General features: G+C 37.3%; 17 protein-coding genes and 1 tRNA gene. 16 read left to right on the top strand and 2 right to left on the bottom strand.

Going from position 1 to position 21,270, the window contains the following annotated elements:
• The first annotated feature begins 134 nt into the window (after positions 1 to 134).
• The 14 genes from putP (at position 135) to thiD (ending at position 16,183) form a co-directional block, all read left to right on the top strand.
• On the top strand, positions 135 to 1,655 hold the full coding sequence (putP, locus tag D9780_RS13890) for a sodium/proline symporter PutP (RefSeq protein ID WP_121640489.1): 1,521 nt from the start codon (positions 135 to 137) through the stop codon (positions 1,653 to 1,655).
• A gap of 651 nt (positions 1,656 to 2,306) precedes the next feature.
• On the top strand, positions 2,307 to 2,597 hold the full coding sequence (gatC, locus tag D9780_RS13885) for an Asp-tRNA(Asn)/Glu-tRNA(Gln) amidotransferase subunit GatC (protein WP_073011896.1): 291 nt from the start codon (positions 2,307 to 2,309) through the stop codon (positions 2,595 to 2,597).
• 12 nt (positions 2,598 to 2,609) lie between these two features.
• On the top strand, positions 2,610 to 4,076 hold the full coding sequence (gene gatA / locus D9780_RS13880) for an Asp-tRNA(Asn)/Glu-tRNA(Gln) amidotransferase subunit GatA (protein WP_121640488.1): 1,467 nt from the start codon (positions 2,610 to 2,612) through the stop codon (positions 4,074 to 4,076).
• Positions 4,076 to 5,506, top strand: coding sequence for an Asp-tRNA(Asn)/Glu-tRNA(Gln) amidotransferase subunit GatB (gene gatB / locus D9780_RS13875; RefSeq protein WP_116278651.1), 1,431 nt, complete (start codon positions 4,076 to 4,078; stop codon positions 5,504 to 5,506). The genes gatA and gatB overlap by 1 nt, the downstream gene beginning before the upstream one ends.
• 811 nt (positions 5,507 to 6,317) lie before the next feature.
• A complete protein-coding gene (locus tag D9780_RS13865; RefSeq protein ID WP_073011905.1) occupies positions 6,318 to 7,220 on the top strand; it encodes a diacylglycerol kinase in 903 nt (300 codons plus the stop codon).
• A gap of 473 nt (positions 7,221 to 7,693) precedes the next feature.
• Positions 7,694 to 7,861 carry a hypothetical protein gene (locus D9780_RS21160; RefSeq protein WP_162985878.1) on the top strand — a complete coding sequence of 56 codons (168 nt, stop codon included), beginning with the start codon at positions 7,694 to 7,696 and terminating at the stop codon, positions 7,859 to 7,861.
• A gap of 66 nt (positions 7,862 to 7,927) precedes the next feature.
• On the top strand, positions 7,928 to 9,310 hold the full coding sequence (gene rlmD, locus D9780_RS13860) for a 23S rRNA (uracil(1939)-C(5))-methyltransferase RlmD (RefSeq protein ID WP_121640487.1): 1,383 nt from the start codon (positions 7,928 to 7,930) through the stop codon (positions 9,308 to 9,310).
• 326 nt (positions 9,311 to 9,636) lie between these two features.
• Positions 9,637 to 10,080 carry a carboxymuconolactone decarboxylase family protein gene (locus D9780_RS13855; RefSeq protein WP_121640486.1) on the top strand — a complete coding sequence of 148 codons (444 nt, stop codon included), beginning with the start codon at positions 9,637 to 9,639 and terminating at the stop codon, positions 10,078 to 10,080.
• Between the two features lie 374 nt (positions 10,081 to 10,454).
• Positions 10,455 to 10,691, top strand: coding sequence for a thioredoxin family protein (locus D9780_RS13850; protein WP_121640485.1), 237 nt, complete (start codon positions 10,455 to 10,457; stop codon positions 10,689 to 10,691).
• A 602-nt stretch (positions 10,692 to 11,293) separates the two neighbouring features.
• Positions 11,294 to 11,365 (top strand) — tRNA-Cys (locus D9780_RS13845).
• Positions 11,366 to 11,400: 35 nt separating this feature from the next.
• The gene (locus D9780_RS13840) at positions 11,401 to 12,147 is read left to right on the top strand and encodes a YggS family pyridoxal phosphate-dependent enzyme (RefSeq protein ID WP_121640484.1); all 747 of its coding nucleotides are present in this window, start codon (positions 11,401 to 11,403) and stop codon (positions 12,145 to 12,147) included.
• A gap of 419 nt (positions 12,148 to 12,566) precedes the next feature.
• On the top strand, positions 12,567 to 13,814 hold the full coding sequence (glyA, locus tag D9780_RS13835) for a serine hydroxymethyltransferase (protein ID WP_121640483.1): 1,248 nt from the start codon (positions 12,567 to 12,569) through the stop codon (positions 13,812 to 13,814).
• A gap of 13 nt (positions 13,815 to 13,827) precedes the next feature.
• The gene (hemL, locus tag D9780_RS13830; RefSeq protein WP_121640482.1) at positions 13,828 to 15,156 is read left to right on the top strand and encodes a glutamate-1-semialdehyde 2,1-aminomutase; all 1,329 of its coding nucleotides are present in this window, start codon (positions 13,828 to 13,830) and stop codon (positions 15,154 to 15,156) included.
• Positions 15,157 to 15,334: 178 nt separating this feature from the next.
• Positions 15,335 to 16,183 (top strand): bifunctional hydroxymethylpyrimidine kinase/phosphomethylpyrimidine kinase, encoded by an 849-nt coding sequence (gene thiD, locus D9780_RS13825; RefSeq protein WP_121640481.1) that lies wholly within the window; start codon positions 15,335 to 15,337, stop codon positions 16,181 to 16,183.
• Positions 16,184 to 16,524: 341 nt separating this feature from the next.
• On the opposite strand, the gene D9780_RS13820 is transcribed toward thiD, so the two are convergent.
• A complete protein-coding gene (locus D9780_RS13820) occupies positions 16,525 to 17,421 on the bottom strand; it encodes a LysR family transcriptional regulator (protein WP_121640480.1) in 897 nt (298 codons plus the stop codon).
• Between the two features lie 1,180 nt (positions 17,422 to 18,601).
• Between D9780_RS13820 and D9780_RS13815 the strand changes: the two genes are divergently transcribed.
• Together D9780_RS13815 and D9780_RS13810 are read left to right on the top strand one after the other, a co-directional pair.
• Positions 18,602 to 19,069: a hypothetical protein gene (locus D9780_RS13815; protein ID WP_162985877.1), complete on the top strand. Its 468-nt coding sequence runs from the start codon at positions 18,602 to 18,604 to the stop codon at positions 19,067 to 19,069.
• Positions 19,070 to 19,258: 189 nt separating this feature from the next.
• Complete coding sequence (locus tag D9780_RS13810; protein WP_077702633.1) at positions 19,259 to 19,702, top strand: carboxymuconolactone decarboxylase family protein; 444 nt, start codon at positions 19,259 to 19,261, stop codon at positions 19,700 to 19,702.
• Positions 19,703 to 19,877: 175 nt separating this feature from the next.
• Here the strand turns inward: D9780_RS13810 and hag are convergent, their stop codons facing one another.
• Positions 19,878 to 20,687, bottom strand: coding sequence for a flagellin Hag (gene hag, locus D9780_RS13805; RefSeq protein WP_121640479.1), 810 nt, complete (start codon positions 20,685 to 20,687; stop codon positions 19,878 to 19,880).
• Positions 20,688 to 21,270: the final 583 nt, after the last annotated feature.

The raw sequence follows: 21,270 nt of genomic DNA, 5'->3' as shown, positions 1-21,270 counted from the left end.
GTAAAAGTACAAAGGGGGAGATAGAAATGGAATACGCTATTCAAGGGGCGACTTGGTTTTGGTTATTTGTTCCTATGCCTGTAATACTTATTTTATCTTTTATTACTTTATTTACAGAAGGGAGAAAATAACCGTTGACTACAGCGACGCTTATCACATTTATTGTTTATTTAGCAGGAATGCTACTTATTGGTATTATGATGTACTATCGCACGAATAATTTATCGGATTATGTATTAGGAGGTAGAGGGTTAGGCCCAGGGGTTGCTGCTCTAAGTGCAGGGGCTTCCGATATGAGTGGTTGGCTGCTACTCGGTCTGCCTGGGGCTATTTATGCTTCTGGTATGTCAGAAGCGTGGATGGCGATTGGCCTTGCTACTGGTGCATATTTAAATTGGCAATTTGTCGCAAAAAGGTTACGTGTTTATACGGAAGTTAGTAATAATTCCATTACAATTCCAGATTTTCTAGCCAATCGTTTTAAAGATCAATCACATATTTTACGTGTGATTGCTGCGTTAGTCATTCTATTATTTTTTACGTTTTACACTTCATCTGGGATGGTTGGTGGTGCAAAACTCTTTGAAGCGTCGTTTGGGCTTTCGTATGAAACAGCACTATGGATTGGTGGTATTATTGTTATCTCTTATACATTATTGGGAGGTTTCTTAGCTGTGGCTTGGACTGATTTTGTGCAAGGGTTACTCATGTTTCTTGCATTGCTAGTAGTCCCCATTGTCGCGCTAACACAAATGGGAGGATGGGATGCGGCTGTGCAAGCGGTCGGCGAGATTGATCCATCTCACTTAAATATGGTGGAAGGTGTTGGGATAATGGCGATTATTTCTTCCCTTGCATGGGGTCTCGGTTATTTTGGTCAGCCGCATATATTAGTTCGGTTTATGGCTTTACGCTCGCATAAAGATGTCCCAAAAGCGAGATTTATTGGAACTGCATGGATGGTGCTCGGGTTATATGGCGCTATTTTTACAGGGTTTGTTGGACTTGCATTTATAAGCACCCAAGAAGTGCCGATATTATCTGAATTTGGCATTCAAGTTGTAAATGAAAATGGAATACAAATGCTAGCTGATTCGGAGAAAATTTTCATTGCGTTTTCGCAAATTCTATTTCATCCAGTTGTTGCTGGAATTTTATTAGCAGCTATTTTATCAGCTATTATGAGTACGATAGATTCCCAATTACTTGTGTCTTCTTCGGCAGTCGCGGAGGATTTTTATAAAGCTATTTTCCGCAAGCAAGCGACAGACAAGGAACTCGTATGGGTTGGTAGACTTGCTACGGTAGTTATTGCATTCATTGCCCTTATGATTGCCCTGAATCCTGAAAGCTCTGTGTTGGAATTAGTTAGCTATGCGTGGGCTGGGTTTGGTGCAGCTTTTGGTCCTATTATTCTATTATCATTATTTTGGAGTCGAATTACACGGAATGGTGCGCTTGCTGGTATAGTAGTTGGTGCTGCAACGGTCATTATTTGGGGAGAATTTTTATCTGGGGGGATTTTTGATCTTTATGAAATTGTTCCCGGGTTTCTATTCAATTTAGTTACGACGATTGTAGTTAGTTTATTACAAAAGCCAAATGAGGATCTTATTGCTGATTATGATGAAACGGTGAAGCAATTGAAAACGTAATCACGTTCATGCAAAAAAATAAATGAGGTAAGTCATATGGATGAAACCATACATGGCATATGGCTTATCTTGTTATTTAAGTTGGAGATGAAAAATCGGAAAACGAGCTTGTATTCTCCAAAAAGTTTGCTATGCACCTTTTTTTACAGGTCTATATGTATCCATTGCACTCATTCTCACTGTACTACTCTACTTTAGTTGCTTAGTCATAGGGTATTCTGCTATTATCAATAGTGTTACGAGCGTTTCATTTGCGTACGAAGATTGTGAATTTTAGCTAAGCAATAGCAACATTTATATTTAATAAAAACGTAGCCGTTGTATTATCCTATATATGGTTGCCCTTTCGCTTTACGCGTTTCTACAGGGAGGATTTTCTTTCATTCGTAAGTTAGGAGCTTTTAGAAAAACTTGGCTTGTCACCAAGTCCTATGGAGGAAAAACGAAGCTTTCTAATAGGACAAAACTGGATTTAGTTGCTGTTAGCTCTTGTTTTGACTGATCCAGCAACATCTTCCATGCTCGAAGTCACTTTATAGTTGTAAAGCGGTTGTTGGTAAAAGCCGTCTTGGAAAGAAAGTACGATGGTAAATTTAAATCATGCATACCTTTGAAGTGTGCAAGCTATATATGTAGTTTGGAGGGAAATAAATGGAAAAAATATCAAAAGATCAAGTGAAGCATGTTGCCCATTTAGCGCGTTTACATGTATCAGAAGAAGAAGCTGCCATGTTTACGGAGCATTTAAGCTCTATCATCACTTACGCAGAACAGCTCAATGAACTGGACACAACGAATGTAGAACCGACGACACATGTACTGGATATAAAAAATGTGATGCGTAAAGATGAGCCAAAGCAATGGATTACACAAGAAGAAGCACTGAAAAATGCTCCAGATCACAAAGATGGTCATTTCCGTGTACCATCCATATTGGAGTAAGGAGGGAACAACATGGCGCTATTTGATTACACAATCAAGCAGTTAGAAGAAAAGGTACATAATGGTGAAATTACGGTAGAAGAGTTAGTAAATGCTTCGTATGAACGCATTCATGAAGTGGATGATGAGGTTCATGCATTTTTAACGTTAAATGAAGAAAATGCGAGAGCCCAAGCAAAAGAACTGGACAAACAAGCGGATAAAACAGCTGCATTATTTGGAATGCCGAGTGGTATTAAGGATAATATCGTAACAAAATCGCTGCGTACGACATGCGCAAGTCAGTTTTTGGATAACTTCCATGATCCTTTATATAATGCAACAGTCGTTCAAAAATTGAGCGAACAAAAAGCAGTTACAATTGGTAAATTAAACATGGATGAATTTGCGATGGGTTCATCAAATGAAAATTCAAGCTATGAACCGACACGTAATCCTTGGAATACGGATTATGTTCCTGGGGGCTCTAGTGGTGGTTCAGCAGCAGCTGTGGCTGCCGGTGAAGTGTTATTCGCATTAGGCTCAGATACAGGTGGATCGATTCGTCAACCAGCTGCATTTTGTGGTGTAGTAGGATTAAAGCCAACATACGGTAGAGTATCCCGATTTGGTTTAGTCGCTTTTGCGTCTTCTTTAGACCAAATTGGACCATTAACACGAACAGTAGAAGATAATGCTCGCGTGCTAGAAGTAATTGCAGGTCACGATGCGATGGATTCAACGAGTGCAGATATAGAAGTTCCTGCGTATACGGCAGCATTAACAAATGATGTAAAGGGACTAAAAATTGCGGTACCGAAAGAATATTTAAGTGAAGGTGTTGCTCCAGAGGTAAAAGCGTCGGTCATGGAAGCATTAAAGGTATATGAATCTTTAGGCGCTACGTGGGAAGAAGTTTCCCTACCACATTCTAAATATGCTGTTGCGACTTACTACTTGTTATCTTCATCGGAGGCGTCGGCTAACCTTGCTCGCTTTGACGGTGTTCGTTACGGTGTTCGTTCGGAGAATGCAGATAATATGATTGATATGTTCAAAAAATCACGCAGCGAAGGTTTTGGTGAGGAAGTAAAACGCAGAATCATGCTTGGTACATTTGCTCTTAGCTCGGGGTATTATGATGCGTATTATAAAAAAGCGCAAAAAGTACGTACCTTAATCAAACAAGATTTCGAGCAAATTCTCCAAGATTACGATGTAGTTATTGGGCCAACAACACCTACACCAGCGTTTAAAGTTGGAGAAAAGGTAGACGATCCATTAACGATGTATGCAAATGATATTTTAACGATTCCCGTTAATTTAGCTGGCGTCCCTGGTATCTCCATTCCGTGTGGTTTCGCAAAAGAAGGATTACCAATTGGCTTGCAAATTATCGGAAAACACTTTGACGAAGCAACGGTTTATCGCACCGCACATGCGTATGAACAAGCGACCGATCATCATAAACAACGCCCTCAGCTAGGAGGTGCCAAGTAATGAACTTTGAAACAATTATTGGCTTAGAGGTACATGTTGAGTTAAAGACACAGTCAAAAATATTCAGTCCTAGTGTGAATGCTTTTGGTACAGCACCGAATACAAATGTTAATCCAATTGACCTCGGTTATCCAGGTGTATTACCGGTACTAAACGAAGAAGCAGTTAACTTTGCGATGAAAGCAGCGATGGCTTTAAATTGTGACATTGCAACAAATACGAAATTTGACCGAAAAAATTATTTCTATCCAGACAATCCAAAAGCGTATCAGATTTCCCAATTTGATCAACCAATTGGTGAGAATGGTTGGATTGAAATTGAAGTACATGGAAAGAAAAAACGGATTGGTATTACCCGCCTTCACTTAGAAGAAGATGCTGGGAAGCTAACCCATGGTGATGATGGTTACTCTCTCGTCGATTTTAATCGTCAAGGAACGCCTTTAATTGAAATTGTTTCCGAACCAGATATGCGCTCTCCAGAAGAAGCGTATGCCTATTTAGAAAAACTAAAAAATATTATTCAATATACTGGTGTATCTGATGTGAAAATGCAGGAAGGTTCTTTACGTTGCGATGCGAACATTTCTTTGCGACCAATTGGACAAGAAGAATTTGGTACAAAAACGGAACTAAAGAATTTAAACTCCTTTAGCTTTGTACAAAAAGGGTTAGAATTTGAAGAAAAACGTCAGGAAAAAGTGTTACTTTCAGGAGGGCAAATTCTGCAAGAAACACGCCGTTATGATGAAAAAACGAAGGAAACGATTCTTATGCGTGTGAAAGAAGGCTCGGATGATTATCGTTATTTCCCAGAACCGGATCTTGTTCCGCTTTATATTGATGATGCTTGGAAGGAACGCATTCGCAAGGAAATTCCTGAACTTCCAGATGCGCGTAAAAAACGTTATATGGAAGAATTAGACTTATCAGAGTATGATGCTACGGTAATGACCAATTCCAAACAGATGGCTGATTTCTTTGAAGAAGCGATCGCTCACGGTGCAGATATGAAGCAAGTTTCTAACTGGTTGATGGGTGAGATTTCTGCTTATATGAATAAACACCTAAAAGAGCTAGATGAATTAGCGATTACGCCAGAAGCACTTGCCAAAATGATTCAGCTCATTGCTGATGGTACAATTTCTTCAAAGATTGCGAAGAAGGTATTCGCAGAGCTAGTTGAACACGGCGGCGATCCAGAGAAGATTGTTAAAGAGAAAGGTCTCGTGCAAATCTCTGACGAAGGTCAGTTGAAAGAGATCATTTCCAACGTGCTTGATGAAAATGAACAGTCCATTATTGATTACAAAAATGGGAAAAATAAAGCGGTTGGCTTCTTAGTTGGTCAAGTGATGAAAGCAACGAAAGGGCAAGCCAACCCGCCAATGGTTAATAAAATTTTATTAGAAGAAATCAACAAACGATAAGCTAGCACCTGGGCTATTCAGATTTTAATGAATAGCCCAGACTTATATATGGAAGATGATCGTGCTGTAAGTCGTCCACGAAATGGGAAGCACGCTTGCTCCATACATGGCAGTGCAGATAAGAGAGAAAGAAAATCCTTCTTCTAATGTACATAAAGTGCTGTAAGGTTAATACATCCTGTAAGCTGAAGGGAATAACAGGCTTTGTTAAGAGAAGAGTCAAAGCCCTTGTGAAAGAAACCTACTCAAGGATTTAGTTTCTCTTTATAAAGAATAAACTAACTTGAGAAAAGAACTATTTACAATGTACAGTTTTGGTGAAGAGAGGTTTGTCATACAATTGTTCATAAAAAGTTTCCTAAACAGCTCTTTTCAAAATGTTGGAAAACGGCTATGATAAAGATTGGACTTATTAATGAATTACGTTTGATCATTTTAAAATAAATCATGTTAACACGCCTAATTTGGAGAGAGATAAGTAGGAATAACGTTTCTTAGGTCTTTAAACGATGCCTTTGCATGATACGAAGGTAGGAAAACTTCACCATAAAAGTGGTAATTAGCCATCTTTGTACAAGTCATATGGTGGAGCTCCTATTTTAAAATTTTTCTAATCACATGCTTTTGTCATGATTGAATTTGAATGCACGATAGGGAAATATGAAAGTTGAGTTTATCGTATTACAAAGCGAAGGCTTAAGCAATACGAATTTACCGATAAGCGAAGCTATTGTAAGCGTCTTTTAAAATGAAATGGCATGGATAAATGTTATGAAGGTCCTGTATACTGGTGCCAAGCGGAGGGAAAGCAATGAATAAAGCACGTATTATCTATAATCCTACGTCCGGTAGAGAAGCCTTTAAAAAGGAGCTACCAGCAGTATTAGAAAAGCTAGAAGTAGCCGGTTATGAAGCATCTGCTCACGCAACGACTTGTGAAGGAGATGCCATTCAAGCTGCGCAATTAGCTGTTGAACGAGGGCATGACCTTGTGATTGCTGCTGGTGGAGATGGAACGATCAATGAAGTCATCAATGGTTTAGCAGAGCGAGAGAATCGTCCCAAACTTGGAATTATACCTGTGGGGACGACGAATGATTTTGCTAGAGCTTTGCATATTCCACGGGATATCCAAAAAGCTGTTGATGTAATTGTGGCTGGACAATCGATGTATTTAGATATCGGCAAAGTAAACGATCATTATTTTATGAACATTGCTGGTGGAGGTAAACTTACTGAACTGACTTATGAAGTGCCAAGCAAACTAAAGACGATGCTTGGGCAGTTAGCTTATTATATGAAAGGTATTGAAATGTTGCCTTCCTTAAAGCCATCCAAAGCAAAAATTGAATATGATGGCAATGTCATTGATGATGACATTATGCTTTTTCTTATTTCCAATACAAATTCCGTTGGTGGTTTTGAAAAACTAGCGCCCGATGCAGATATGCAAGACGGATATTTTGATTTAATCATATTAAGAAAAACGAATTTGGCCGAGTTTATTCGAATTGCCACTTTAGCATTGCGCGGAGCACATTTAGAGGATAGTCATGTTATTTATGTGAAGGCGAAACATATCAAGGTGACAACGGATGAAAAAATGCAATTAAATATTGACGGGGAATATGGCGGATTGCTTCCTGGAGAATTTGAAAATCTGCAACAACATATTGAATTTTTCGTTCCAGCGGAATTTATAGAAAAAAATTAACGACTGCTTTTTTGAGTTACACGACAAAGTTTAGATGAAAACGTCTAACTTTTTAGTGTGCCTCTTGGAAGCAGTTTTTTATGTGTAGAAAATTATTGTAATTTAATTATAGTATAGAAAACAAAGGCCTTCGGAACGATTGAGTCTGTTTTTATGTTGCTTGATGAGCTGATGTTGAGATTACTGGAAAATGGAGCGCTCCATATGTTTTAGTCGAATATAAAGATAATGCGAATGGAAAGTGGCAAGTTGTAACAATTAATATTTACACCAATAACTTTCAGCCACAAGTGTGTGAATTTCTGCCGGAGAAATTGTGAACATTAGCGAAAAAGTTGTGAACTTCGGCGTAAAAAATGTAAACTTCAGCGACTTTCGTGAAAACTCAGGCGAATTTCTAGTGAACTCTTTCTTTAAAAAGAATAGAAGGAATGATAATATAGTGAATATTAGAAAATTTTAGGGGGATTTTTGTGGAGGAAGAATTTTATGTTGGTTGGGGAACATTGGCATTGATTAATGCTGGATTAGCTCAAGGAAAGAATCGTACAGGGTTCAATTGGTTTGTGCTGTCTTTATTCATAGGACCTATTGCAACACTAAGTTTGTTGCTCGTTGAGAAGTATCCAGAAGACGAATAAATGGTGTGCTGGCTTTACTTCTATGATAAGATAGGAACACAAACTAGTGTATAAAGGAAGAGAAGCATGGCAAAAAAAGCAGTACCCGTAAAAAAGAATGAAACGTTGACGCTCACATTTGAAGATTTGACCCACGAAGGAAACGGCGTGGCGAAAGTGAATGGCTATCCTTTATTTGTACCGTATGGATTGCCAGGCGAAAAAGCGCTTGTGAAAGTCGTTAAAGCGAATAAAAATTTTGGCTTTGGAAAAATTTTAGAGGTAAAGCAAGCGAGCGCGGAGCGAGTTGAAGCGCCTTGTAACGTCTATTATAAATGTGGTGGCTGTCAATTACAGCATATGAGCTATTCATTACAATTAGAGATGAAGCGAAACCAAGTGAAAAATGTAATGCGGAAAATAGCGCATATGGATCATGTTCCTGTTCATCCTACATTAGGTATGACCGATCCATGGCGTTATCGTAATAAAGTCCAAATTCCAGTGGGGGAAAAAGAAGGCGCGATAATTACCGGCTTTTATCAAAAACGCAGTCATCGTATCATAGATGATATGGATACTTGTGTCATACAGGATGAAGTGAATGATCGCATGGTAGAAGCAGTGCGCAGAATTGCCTCGCAGTTAGGAATTTCTGCTTATGATGAATCGACACATCGCGGAGTATTACGTCATATTATGGTGCGTACAGGAAGAGAGACGAAGGATACAATGATCGTCCTAATAACGAGGACGGAAAATCTGCCGCATCAAGAGGCACTCATTCAAGCTTTGACAGAAACGTATCCTCACGTCAAATCCATTATTCATAATGTGAATAAAGAAAAAACGAATGTGATCTTTGGCAAGAAGTCAAAAATTATTTGGGGAGACGCTTATATTTACGATACAATCGGCGACATTCGATTCGCTATTTCCGCCAAATCATTTTACCAAGTTAATCCGCCTCAAACAAAAGTCCTTTACGAAAAAGCGTTGGAATATGCCAAACTGAGCTCATCCGATGTGGTGATTGATGCATATTGTGGTATTGGTACGATTTCCTTATTTTTGGCACAACAAGCGAAAAAAGTTTATGGAATAGAAGTTGTTCCAGAAGCAATTAGCGATGCTAAGAGGAATGCGGAACTAAACGGAATTACCAATGTCGAATTCGTTGTAGGTGAAGCGGAAAAAGTAATGCCATGGTGGAAAGCACAAGGATTGCGCCCCGATGTTATTATCGTTGATCCGCCACGCAAAGGCTGCGACGAAGCGTTTCTTAAAGCGATGATCGAGATGGAACCAAAACGGATTGTGTACGTTTCCTGTAACCCATCTACATTAGCTCGGGATTTAAACATATTAGATGCAGGCGGCTATGAAACGAAAGAAGTGCAACCAGTTGACATGTTTCCACAGACGAATCATGTGGAGTGTGTGGCGGTTTTACAAAGAGAAGTTGTCTAACTAATTTAGATAATCCCGAAACAAAATAAACATTACCGATTCCGACATCATGTTAATATTTCAGCGAAGTAAGATGTATGAAGAATGCTTGCATACAAGCAAATAATAAAATGTATACCAATAACGGCTGATATACAGAAGTTGCTTACGCTAATAAAATACCTGAAAACTATGTTCACTTTTCTTGCCATCGAAGATTATTAAAGCTTTTGCGTACAAGGAACTGCTTTTCTATACCTAATTGAAGTATTAAAGATTATGTAAAGAAGCTGCTTCAAGATTAGCAACTGAATGAATACGGTATAAAAATACGAGGAGGTAATGAAATGGAACAGAGAATTAATTATTATAACGTTGCACCAGAAGCGCTTAATATCATGATGGAAATGGAGAAGTATACGAAAACTACAGGTATAGACCGTAAACTTCGTGAACTGATTAAAATTCGAGCTTCTCAAATCAATGGCTGTGCCTATTGTATTAGCACGCATACAGCAGATGCACGGAAAATGGGGGAAACAGAACAGCGTTTATATTGTATTAGTGCTTGGAAAGAGTGCACATTTTACACAGATGCGGAAAAAGCAGCTCTTGAGTTGACAGAGTACGTAACTTTAATTTCATCAAAACGGGTGCCAGATGAGCTTTATCACCGAGTACGTGAATATTTTGATGAAAGACAATATGTTAACCTTGTTCTAATAATAAATCTAATCAACAGTTGGAATAGAATTGCTATTGCAATGGGAAATACAGCAACTGAAAAATAATAACTGTAAGTGAACATCTTATATTTTTCATTTTAAATACATGGAATACTATTTATATTCAACAATTGGATGTCGATTGTTGAAGTTTGGGCAAATAAAAAATAACGATATTTCCCGTCGAGCTAGAAATTAGCGGTAACTTTTTTATTAACATCATATGGCGGCTTTAACTATGTTGGATAACTAAATATGTTTAAAATGATGAAACAGTCTGTTTATATGCAGGCTGTTTAAATTATTTATCCATGTAATAAATGCATTGTATTTACCTATGATAGCTATAGGCAATTTGGTATTGCTTACTTTTTGGTAGTTCCTATAATAGAAGTTAAGTAGCCATAGCCATGCTACGAAAAATGAAGGGGATGAAGAAAATGTCAAAAACAATTTTTTATCATGCTGGTTGTCCAATTTGTGTAGATGCGGAGCAAATGGTTCTTGATTACCTTGACAAGTCAAAGACTACGACAGAAGCGGTACATCTTGGCACGGATCGAAATCGAATTGAAGAAGCAGAAAAGGTAGGAGTAAAATCAGTTCCAGCATTGGTAATCGGCAAAGATGTATATCATATCAATTATGGAGCAAGTTTGGAAGATGTTAAGGGGTAAATTCTAAAACAAGATGCTGTATACCAATTGGCACCTATGTCAAGGACACTTATAAAAAAGCTTATGCAGATAAAAGATGATTCCTATATTGAATAGGGGTCATCTTTTTAGGTCCCGCTGATTGTTATCGTCAGCATGCACCTTCCCCTTTTTTTCAATAAGATTTTTAAAACATGCCTTTAATTGAAATTTTTACCATTTATAATTAATAGGGAAAAAAAGTTTGTTTCTCAGCATGATCAATGGTCAGTTAATACAAAAATACTTCCCCCATGAAACTTCACTTAAAGAGTATCCTGAGCATACAGATGCTAAAGGATGAAAAAGGATAGAAATAATGAGAATTTTATTAAGTGAATGTTGTAACCGTGGCATCTATATAATTTATGGCTATTATAAAAACATTATCTTAGGATGAAGCTATGAAAATATTCTATGACCTTTTAGTGGTACTACTATTTATATTTTAATTCTAAATCTGTACTTAAAATAGCAGGTCTAAAATAATGATAGGTAAAACCAATCATTATGAGTAAAATATAGAGATTGAACATATGATTCAAGGTGGGTAATATGGAATATAACGTAGTAAACGTATCTTTGGGAGTATAGCCAAAGTGGAAAGGCGAAGGTCTGCAAAACCTTATATTCTGGTTCGAGTCCAGATACTCCCTCCTAACAAATTCCTTTTAAAGAAATGAGGAGTAAAATGAATGCTGGTTGGATTGAGGACAACTTGAAATTTGTTAGAGAAAAAATAAATGCGACATGTCAAGCTGCAGGGAGAGACCCGAACAACGTAAAGTTACTGTTGGCAACGAAAACGGTTTCGGAATACAAGATAAAGCAGGCTCTTGAAGCTGGTGAAACGTTGATTGGAGAAAATAAAGTTCAAGAATTACAGGAGAAGTATTCTTTATTACAAAATGAAACGGTGGAATGGCACTTCATAGGTCATTTACAAACAAATAAAGTGAAGCAAGTTTTAAAATTTGTAACTTGCATTCATTCAGTAGACCGTTTGAAGTTGGGAAGAGTATTACATAGGGAACTTACAAAAGAAAATAGAAAGTTAGATATCCTTGTACAGGTAAACACTTCATATGAAGAAAGCAAATTTGGAGTTGCACCTGAGGACACTTTAAATCTGATAAAACAACTTGCTGAATTAGATACCTTGAATATTAAAGGTCTAATGACTATTGGAAAATTGACTACGGATGATAAAGAGACTAGAGAATGTTTTCGTCTCTTAAAGTCAATTCAGCAACAGGTTATTGAGCAAAATGATCCGAGAGTTGAAATGGATATATTATCCATGGGTATGTCAGGTGATTTCTCTATAGCTATAGAAGAAGGAGCAACTCTTGTTCGAGTAGGAACTGCAATATTTGGAGAAAGAGAGTATCCTGACAGTTATTATTGGAATGAACAATTCAGTATAAGAGATGAATGAATAAAGTAGTGAAGTAAGGCTATGAAATATGTAACAAATAAATTTCTGAAGATGTCACGCCCGCTGTTAAGAATAACAATGAGATTTTTTTCGGAGATGAGCAAGTATAAAACGAGATGCTCGTGTATAACGGAGTAGCAACGTCGCATGCGCTAAGCAACTAGGTGAATTGACGAAATCTCCCTACGTATAAGCCATCATCGGTTCGTAGCTAAGGGGGAGGGGGGGTAAAAACGGAATTGCTACCCGACGTTGGCATCCCCCTGTTTTAGTGGCATGATTCCTTAATATCGGTTCATTCGTTCCACTCGCTACGCTGTTAATAGGGCATCTGTTCCTTTGTCTTACAAGCATAATTGATAGAATTTTTCTGAAAAAGAAAAACTGTCTCAGAAAGTTATAATTAGGGAGGAAATGTGATGGAGAATTTGCTTCAAGAAGATCCTGTTATAGCAAAAGCAATTCAACAGGAGCTATCTCGACAGCGCGATAAAATTGAATTGATTGCTTCAGAAAACTTTGTTAGTGAAGCTGTTATGGAGGCAATGGGAACCGTATTAACAAATAAATATGCGGAAGGTTATCCAGGTGATAGATATTATGGAGGCTGTGCGTATGTTGACATGGTAGAAGCATTGGCTAGAGAAAGAGTTAAAACTCTATTTGATGCAGAACATGCCAATGTACAGCCACACTCAGGTTCGCAGGCTAATGCAGCAGTTTATTTTGCAGCTGTAAATCCGGGAGATACGATTTTAGGTATGAATTTATCACATGGTGGTCATTTAACACATGGAAGTCCTGTTAATTTTTCTGGTCGACTGTATCATTTTGTTTCTTATGGTGTGGATGAACAAACCCATTTACTAGATTATGATGAAGTAAGGAAACTTGCCCATGAACATAAACCTCGAATGATTGTAGTGGGAGCCAGTGCTTATCCACGTACGATTGATTTCGAAGCTATTTCTAACATTGCAAAAGAAGTAGGTGCGTTATTTCTTGTAGATATGGCTCATATTGCTGGAATTGTTGCAACTAATTTACATCCAAATCCTGTGCCATATGCTGATTTTGTAACAACGACAACCCATAAAACACTGCGAGGCCCAAGAGGAGGAGTGATTTTATGTAAGAAATCTTGGGCACAAGCAATAGATAAAGCAGTATTTCCAGCTATTCAGGGTGGGCCGCATATGCATATGATTGCTGCCAAAGCGATAGCATTGAAAGAAAATTCCTCCTCTGAATTCAAACAATATATGAAACATGTACTACAGAATGCAGAAGTTTTAGCTAAAGCATTGATGGCAGAGGGGTTAGATGTTGTTTCTGGAGGCACTGATAATCATCTCATCCTTTTAGATTTGCGAAATATTGCTATCACTGGAATGGATGCACAGTTGCTCCTTGATGGGATTGGAATTACGGTAAACAAAAATGCCATCCCGTTTGATTCGACAAGTCCACAGATAACAAGTGGAATACGTCTTGGTACACCCGCCTTAACTACAAGAGGAATGGAACCAGAAGAGATGATAGAGATAGCACGTATTATTTCACAAGCATTAAAAAATAAGCATGATTCACGATTAATGAATCAGCTTCGTGATGAGGTCCAAAAAATAACTTCGAGGTTTACCTTATATGAGCGAAAAATTCGTTGAGAGGGGCAAATAGATGAATACAAAAAGAGTAGATTCGTACTCGGAAGCATTATTCCAACAAGCAAAAAATGTAATTCCTGGGGGAGTGAATAGCCCAGTACGTGCGTTTTCGCTGGTTGGATCTTCTCCTGTTTTCATTAAAAAAGGTCAAGGATCTCACGTAGTTGATGTTGATGGGAAGAAATATATTGATTATATATGTTCATGGGGGCCTTTGATACTTGGCCATGCGCATCCAGCAGTGGAAAAAGAGATAGAGAAAGCAGTATGCAATGGATCAAGCTTTGGGTTGTCTACTGAGATAGAAGTAAAAATGGCTAAATTAATATGTGAAATTGTTCCCTCTATTGAAATGGTACGTATGGTGAACTCTGGAACAGAAGCCGTAATGAGCGCATTACGTTTAGCGAGGGGATATACGAAGCGGCAAAAAATCATTAAATTTCAAGGGGGTTATCATGGACATGCTGATGCTTTGTTAATCAAAGCAGGTTCAGGTGTCGCCACATTAGGATTACCTGATAGCCCGGGCATCTCCAAAACAATCGCTGCTGACACTATTACATTACCTTATAATTGTATGGAAAGTATTCGTCATACTTTTGAACAATTTGGTGAACAAATTGCAGCCGTTATTGTTGAGCCAGTTGCAGGAAATATGGGAGTCGTGCCGCCAAATACTGGCTTTCTTCAAGGGTTACGTGCAATTACCGAACAGTACGGTAGCTTGCTTATCTTTGATGAAGTAATGACGGGTTTTCGCGTAAACTATCATGGGGCACAGAGTATGTACGGAGTCCATCCTGATATTACTTGTTTGGGAAAGATCATTGGAGGAGGATTGCCAGTGGGAGCTTATGGAGGCAAACATGAAATCATGGAACAGATCGCCCCTGCCGGACCAATTTATCAAGCGGGAACATTATCGGGGAATCCACTTGCCATGTCAGCCGGATATAAAACGCTTCAGTTATTGGAGAAAATCGAGATCTATGATGAATTGGAAAGAAAAGCTGCAAGGTTAGAAGAAGGTTTCAAACAAAACGCTGAAATGACAAATGTAGCATTAAAAATAAATAGGGTAGGTTCCATGCTTTCTGTTTTTTTTACAGAACAAGACGTTGTTGATTATGAAACAGCGAAGAGTTCAGATATGCAAGTTTTTAAAAAGTATTATATGAGTATGCTGGATTTGGGGATTTTGACAGCCCCTACGCCTTATGAAGTGATGTTTCTATCTGCAGCACACTCCGATGAAGATATTGAAGAGACAATTAAGGCCCATTATCAGGCGCTTAGTAATGTCAAAAATGTAGAAGGAGTTTGTAATAAAATCAATTAAAATAGGAAAACAATTTTCGGTATTGAATGAAGAAAGTTGTGGGAAAATACCGGTTAGCTTGGATGAAGCAACATCAACATAGAAACAGCTTCAAGGCATTGAATTATTGCAATACGATAAACCACAAAGTAAAATATTAAGGAAATATAGATTTATAAAGAAGGGAGGACTTGAGCATATGTGGGTACCTAGAGCTTTATCAATTGCGGGCTCTGCTGCAAGGGGAGGTGCTGGGATTCAAGCTGATATAAAAACTTTTCAGGAGTTAGGTGTGTTTGGTCTAAGTTCTGTTACTGGTATTGTTGCGTACCATCCAGATACGAATCAGAATGTATTCCCTATAGACTTAAGTGCTATTGAAGCACAGGTATATACAGCGCTTCGTGACGTCGGGGTAGATGCAATAAAAACAGGCATGCTCTATACAAAGGAGAATATTTGCCATGTAGCCAAGTGGATGGAAGAGGCTGACACGCCCCATCTTGTTGTGGACCCGGTCATGGTTGGTAAAATGGATACACCTCTGTTAAAAGTCGATGCTATTAATACGCTTAAAACAAAACTAATACCTTTAGCAACAATTATTACACCAAATATGCCAGAAGCCGCATTATTACTAAAAGCGAATCAACCACTTACAACGGTTGATGACTTAAAACTAGCAGCAATAGAATTAAAAAAATTAGGTGCAAAATATGTCCTTGTCAAAGGAGGTCGCCTCAAAGGTCCAGCTGTTGATGTGCTATATGATGGTGATAAATTACATATGTTCGAAGTGCAGCGGATTGATACAATTCATACAAACGGAGCAGGATGTAGCTACTCTGCAGCAATTACAGCCCAGCTAGCAAAAGGTAAACCTGTCCAAGAAGCTGTAAAAGAAGCGAAAAAGTTTATTACTGCAGCTATTCGACATTCCATTGCATTTAAGCAAGGCGTAGGCCCTCCAGACTTTGCTGCATATCATAGGTTTGGTGGAGAAGCAGTCAAAGAAAAGATTGTAGAATATAAGAATGAAGAATACTAGATAAAAGAAATGTATATATAGTGGTTTAAAATATTTCCAACCAAATGGCGGGAAGAAGAGAACAAGTAAAATATTTATTGCGAAATAAGTTCTTGGCGTAATGCTTTAAATACAAGATGAACTTCTGGATTGTACGTTTTTAAAGGAAACGTATAGACGATAGATCAAGACAAAGTAAAGGAAGGTTTTCTTCCTTTACCTGCTTAAATACGCACATTAAAATGAGCATTAATCGATGAAACTGTAGCAATTATGATGGTATTAATCCAAGGTGAGAATAAATTTATCCAGCAGAGCAAGAATTGTACATGAACTATCTATCTCATTACTGATAATAAGCTCTAGTTAAATCGTCCATCTTTAACTGTTGTAATTAACTGATCCATAAAAACGCGACTAGCAGCACATAGATGTTTGTTCTTTCGATAGGCAATGCCAATCTGTGTGGTAATTACCGGATCTTGAATAGGGATCGTTTTAATATGTACATTATCAATATATTGTAAGTAAGCTTTTGGCAGTATCGTAACACCGACCCCCTTACTGACCATTTGAATAATAGATTCCATCGTCGTCATTTCAAGTACTGGCTTTGGGGAGAAATTCATTAAGCGGCACTGTTCGTTAACAACTTGCCGTAGAAAATAGGTTTCAGGTAATAAAATAGTTGGGGTCTCTTTTAAAACTTGAAGTGATACAGACGCTTCTTTGGCTATGATGTGATCTCTAGGTGCAGCAAAAGCAAGGTCTTCTTTATAGAGCGGAATAGCTTCTAGGTCTTCATGTTCCAATGGTAAAAAAACAATCCCCAAATCCAATTCATTTTTTAATAGCTTTTCGTAAATATCTCCAGTTCGTAAGCCTTGTACAGAAAGTTCTATATTAGGGTAAGCGTTGTGAAAGTCGATAACTGTTGGTGAAAGTAAGTAATTAACAACTGTGAGTAGGGCGCCTATGTTGAGCGTCCCTCTCCCTAATCCTTGAAGTTCGCTAATTGCAGCACGTGCCTGAGAAATTTCATGAAATACATTGTAACTGTGATCTAGTAATGTTTTCCCTGCATCAGTAAGTATATTTTTTTTTCCAATACGATCAAACAAAGGCATCCCTACCTCATGCTCTAACAAGCGAATTTGTTGACTGAGAGAAGGTTGAGCAATACCTAATTTCTCAGCAGCTCGTGTAAAGTGAAGCTCTTGACATAATACAATAAAGTATTCCAATTGCTTTAGTTCCATCGCATTTCCCCCAAGCATGATATATTTAAAACAATGGTTTATAGCTATCATTTTATACTAAATCATTATAAATATCTTTTATTAGATAAACTTAACAGAGGGGAATGGTTTAAGTATTATACGATAGTGTTTTAAAATGACAAAAAGATGAAGTGTAAAATAAAATAATTTATAAAAGCAAAATGAGGGCCTATGTAGAAGTAGCTCGAAAATGGAACTACGTCTGCCTTTTTTCGACCTTTTTAATCGAGAAATCATTGGATATAGAGCAGGAGCAAACAAAGAACATCGATTGTTGATGAAAGTTTTAGCTAGTATTCCAGCAACCTACAAGAGGTCGCTATTTTTCACACCGATCGTGGTAAAGAGTTCGATAATCAAGTCGTTGATGAAGCATTAGCTGCATTTCAAATCGAACGTTCTCTTAGCTCAAAAAGGTTGCCCTTACGATAACGCTGTCACTGGATCTACGTTTAAATCATTTTACACAGAGCTTGTGAATGGTAGAAGCCTTTAAGCCGTATGCAGCAATTACAACTGGAGTTAGCTGATTATGTGCATTGGTTTAACCTAAACTATTTTAAAGAAAACACCTTAAAAAATGTCTAATTAAGTGTTGACGTACCAAAAGAATATGATAAAGTGTACTTAAATTAACGGGGCAGTTTCATGGTGCGAAATGTTCCTAGTTTACCAACATCATTCTCTGGAATTGAAGGGCTATATTGAAGAATCGAATAAAGACGTAACGCTTGAAGGGTTCTCTCTTAGTCTTAGTTAGTAAGAAAGACAGTGCTAAAAGCTCGTGAAGAGGCGTAAGAATTTACCGTAACAGTGAAATTCACCTCTGACGAAAACCTACCCAACGGGGTGGTGTAGATTATGATCCTTGGGTTGAATGAATATGGTACGTTTGCAAACAAATCTAAAAGGAAAAGACTATGCTTTCGAACACAATGTCATAAACAAGCAATTTAATTTTAGAAGTAAGCAAAGTCAAATGTAACAATACATAGAATGGAATAAATTGGATTTTTTTTGGAACGCCATAGGAGTGAAAGCTTCACGTACGATGTGAACAGGGGAAAAAGGAGAGATAACTTCAAACCCTTACCTATTTGTATGAAATAGAGTTTACCTTTTTTGTGTGGTTTGACTATTTATAATCCTGAAGGGGCAGGTGATTATTGTGAAAGTAGCACTTATTCATATGGGTTATTTCATTGCCCTTATTATCCTCTCTTTCTTATCTATTTTCACAATATTTGGTGCGGGATTTGTAGGAGGGGTTGACTTACTTGCTTTATTTATTCCTTTTGTTTTTAGTGTGTTGTGGCTTTGTGACTACATATGGCGTATTTTTAGCATGAGTCCAAATAAGATACAATTAATTTATCCGACTAAAAATTGGACATTTATCAGTTTATTGCTTTCAGGAATATTTACAGTGTATAGTTTATTTCTAACAACGTGGATGCTCCCAGTAGCATCCGTCATCTCCGTCATATTGCTTCTTAGTTGGTACTTCCTACTTTATGGATACACAAATAAAAAAAGTAAGGATGCTCTAAGGGCTTTAGGTTCGATTCTGTTTATTATTTCTTTAGTGTATGCTTATCTAATTTGCGCCTATTATATTACAATGTAAGATTAATTACAAATAGCGAATTTACACCTGTACAGTGAAGCTGTACCAATAATAAATAAAATGGTTCTAAGTGTGTTGGAAAAACAAAGCAAAGAATAAGAGCTAAAACAAAAACAATAGATAGTAGTCTGAAATTTCGTAATGATATAAAATGTCAAATGCGTAATAAAAATACGAGGAGGTAATGAAATGGAACAGAGAATTAATTATTATAACGTTGCACCAGAAGCGCTTAATATCATGATGGAAATGGAGAAGTATACGAAAACTACAGGTATAGATCGTAAGCTTCGCGAACTGATTAAAATTCGAGCTTCTCAAATCAATGGCTGTGCCTATTGTATGAACATGCATACAGCAGATGCACGGAAAATGGGGGAAACAGAACAGCGTTTATATTGTATTAGTGCTTGGAAAGAGTGCACATTTTACACAGATGCGGAAAAAGCAGCTCTTGAGTTGACAGAGTACGTAACTTTAATTTCATCAAAACGGGTGCCAGATGAGCTTTATCACCGAGTACGTGAATATTTTGATGAAAGACAATATGTTAACCTTGTTCTAATAATAAATCAAATCAACAGTTGGAATAGGATTGCTATTGCAATGGGAAATACAGCAACTGAAAAATAATAACTGTAAGTGAACATCATCTAATAATTTTCGTTTGAATACATGGAATACTGTATAACGCAACTAGAAATTTAAATTTTATAGTATGATTAGGAAGTCAAAAATATAGACAAAGAAAAAATATAACCCCACTTTTAAAAAGTGAGGTTATATTTATATATTTTTCATGTACGAATTAACGAAGTAATTGAAGTACGCCTTGTGGTTGTTGGTTAGCTTGCGCAAGCATAGATTGAGCAGCTTGAGTAAGAATGTTGTTCTTCGTAAAGTTCATCATTTCTTTCGCCATATCCACATCACGGATTCGTGATTCAGCTGCGGTTAAGTTTTCTGCAGACGTACCTAGATTATTGATGGTATGTTGCAAACGGTTTTGTACCGCACCAATTTTAGAACGTTCAGAAGATACGTTGTCAATTGCTGTTTGAATAGTAGTAATTGCTGCATCTGCTTTACCTTGCTCAGTAATATCGATTTCATTAACATTTAATTCTTCAGAACTCATGTTTCCAATTTCTAAAGAAAGGTTTTGCCCTTCGTTAGCACCTACGTGGAATGTTGCCTCAAATGAACCATCAAGCAACTTTTGTGTGTTGAATTCTGTGTCTGTAGAAATGTCATCTAATGCACTTTTTAACTGATCTACTTCTTTTTGTAATTCCGCACGGTCTTTATCTGTATTCGTGTCGTTAGAAGATTGTACGGCTAATTCACGCATACGTTGAAGGATAGCATGCGTTTCATTCATTGCACCTTCAGCAGTTTGCGCTAAAGAAATACCGTCTTGAGCGTTCTTTTGTGCCATTTCCAAACCGCGGATTTGGCCACGCATTTTTTCAGAGATTGCTAGACCTGCAGCGTCATCTCCTGCTTTGTTAATTTTAAGACCTGAAGAAAGTTTCTCCAATGAGTTTTGTACAGCGCCGTTGTTGTTAGAAAGTTGACGATGAGTGTTTAACGCTGCAATGTTGTGATTAATAATCATAATTTTTCTACCTCCGTGTGTTTGATTTTTATACTAGCGGTCCTTATCCTTTTGAGTTGCTAGTATGTAATATATAATAATCTCCTATTAATAGGAGTTATTATCCAAATACCCTAATAGTTCGAGCCAATTTATATCATCTTTCTTGATGATCTATTATTTATATCGACCATTGTTTTTTAATGTGAAGAGAAAAAATGATTTTTTAATAAAAAAATATTAGTTTGAATTATCCTTTTGGAAGTATTTAATGATATATAAATGCTGACTATGTTTAAAAACAAAAACTGTAAGCAATTACACAAGAATCACGATACTACGCCTCGCAAATGGAATGTAAGAATCTAATTTGTGGAACCTTTTTCAACTCATAAATCTATCAACTATAGGAAACTATAAAATTTTTTGATCTAGTCAATTACAAGCTATCCACCATTCTAAGAAATGGTTCAAGAATACACATGTTACATTTTTTAAAAAACGTCTTACACTTTCCATTTATCCCGATAAAAGTGTATAATAGTCGAGGTTTATTATCATTTGATACAACCAATAAAGCATGGTATAAGTGTAACAGAAGCAA

Origin of the sequence: Virgibacillus sp. Bac330, assembly GCF_003667845.1 — a bacterium.
In the GTDB taxonomy this organism is placed as follows: Bacteria; Bacillota; Bacilli; order Bacillales; family Amphibacillaceae; genus Virgibacillus; species Virgibacillus chiguensis.
The sequence above is the reverse complement of the archived record's forward strand: the minus strand, read 5'-3'. Positions and strand labels throughout refer to the sequence as shown.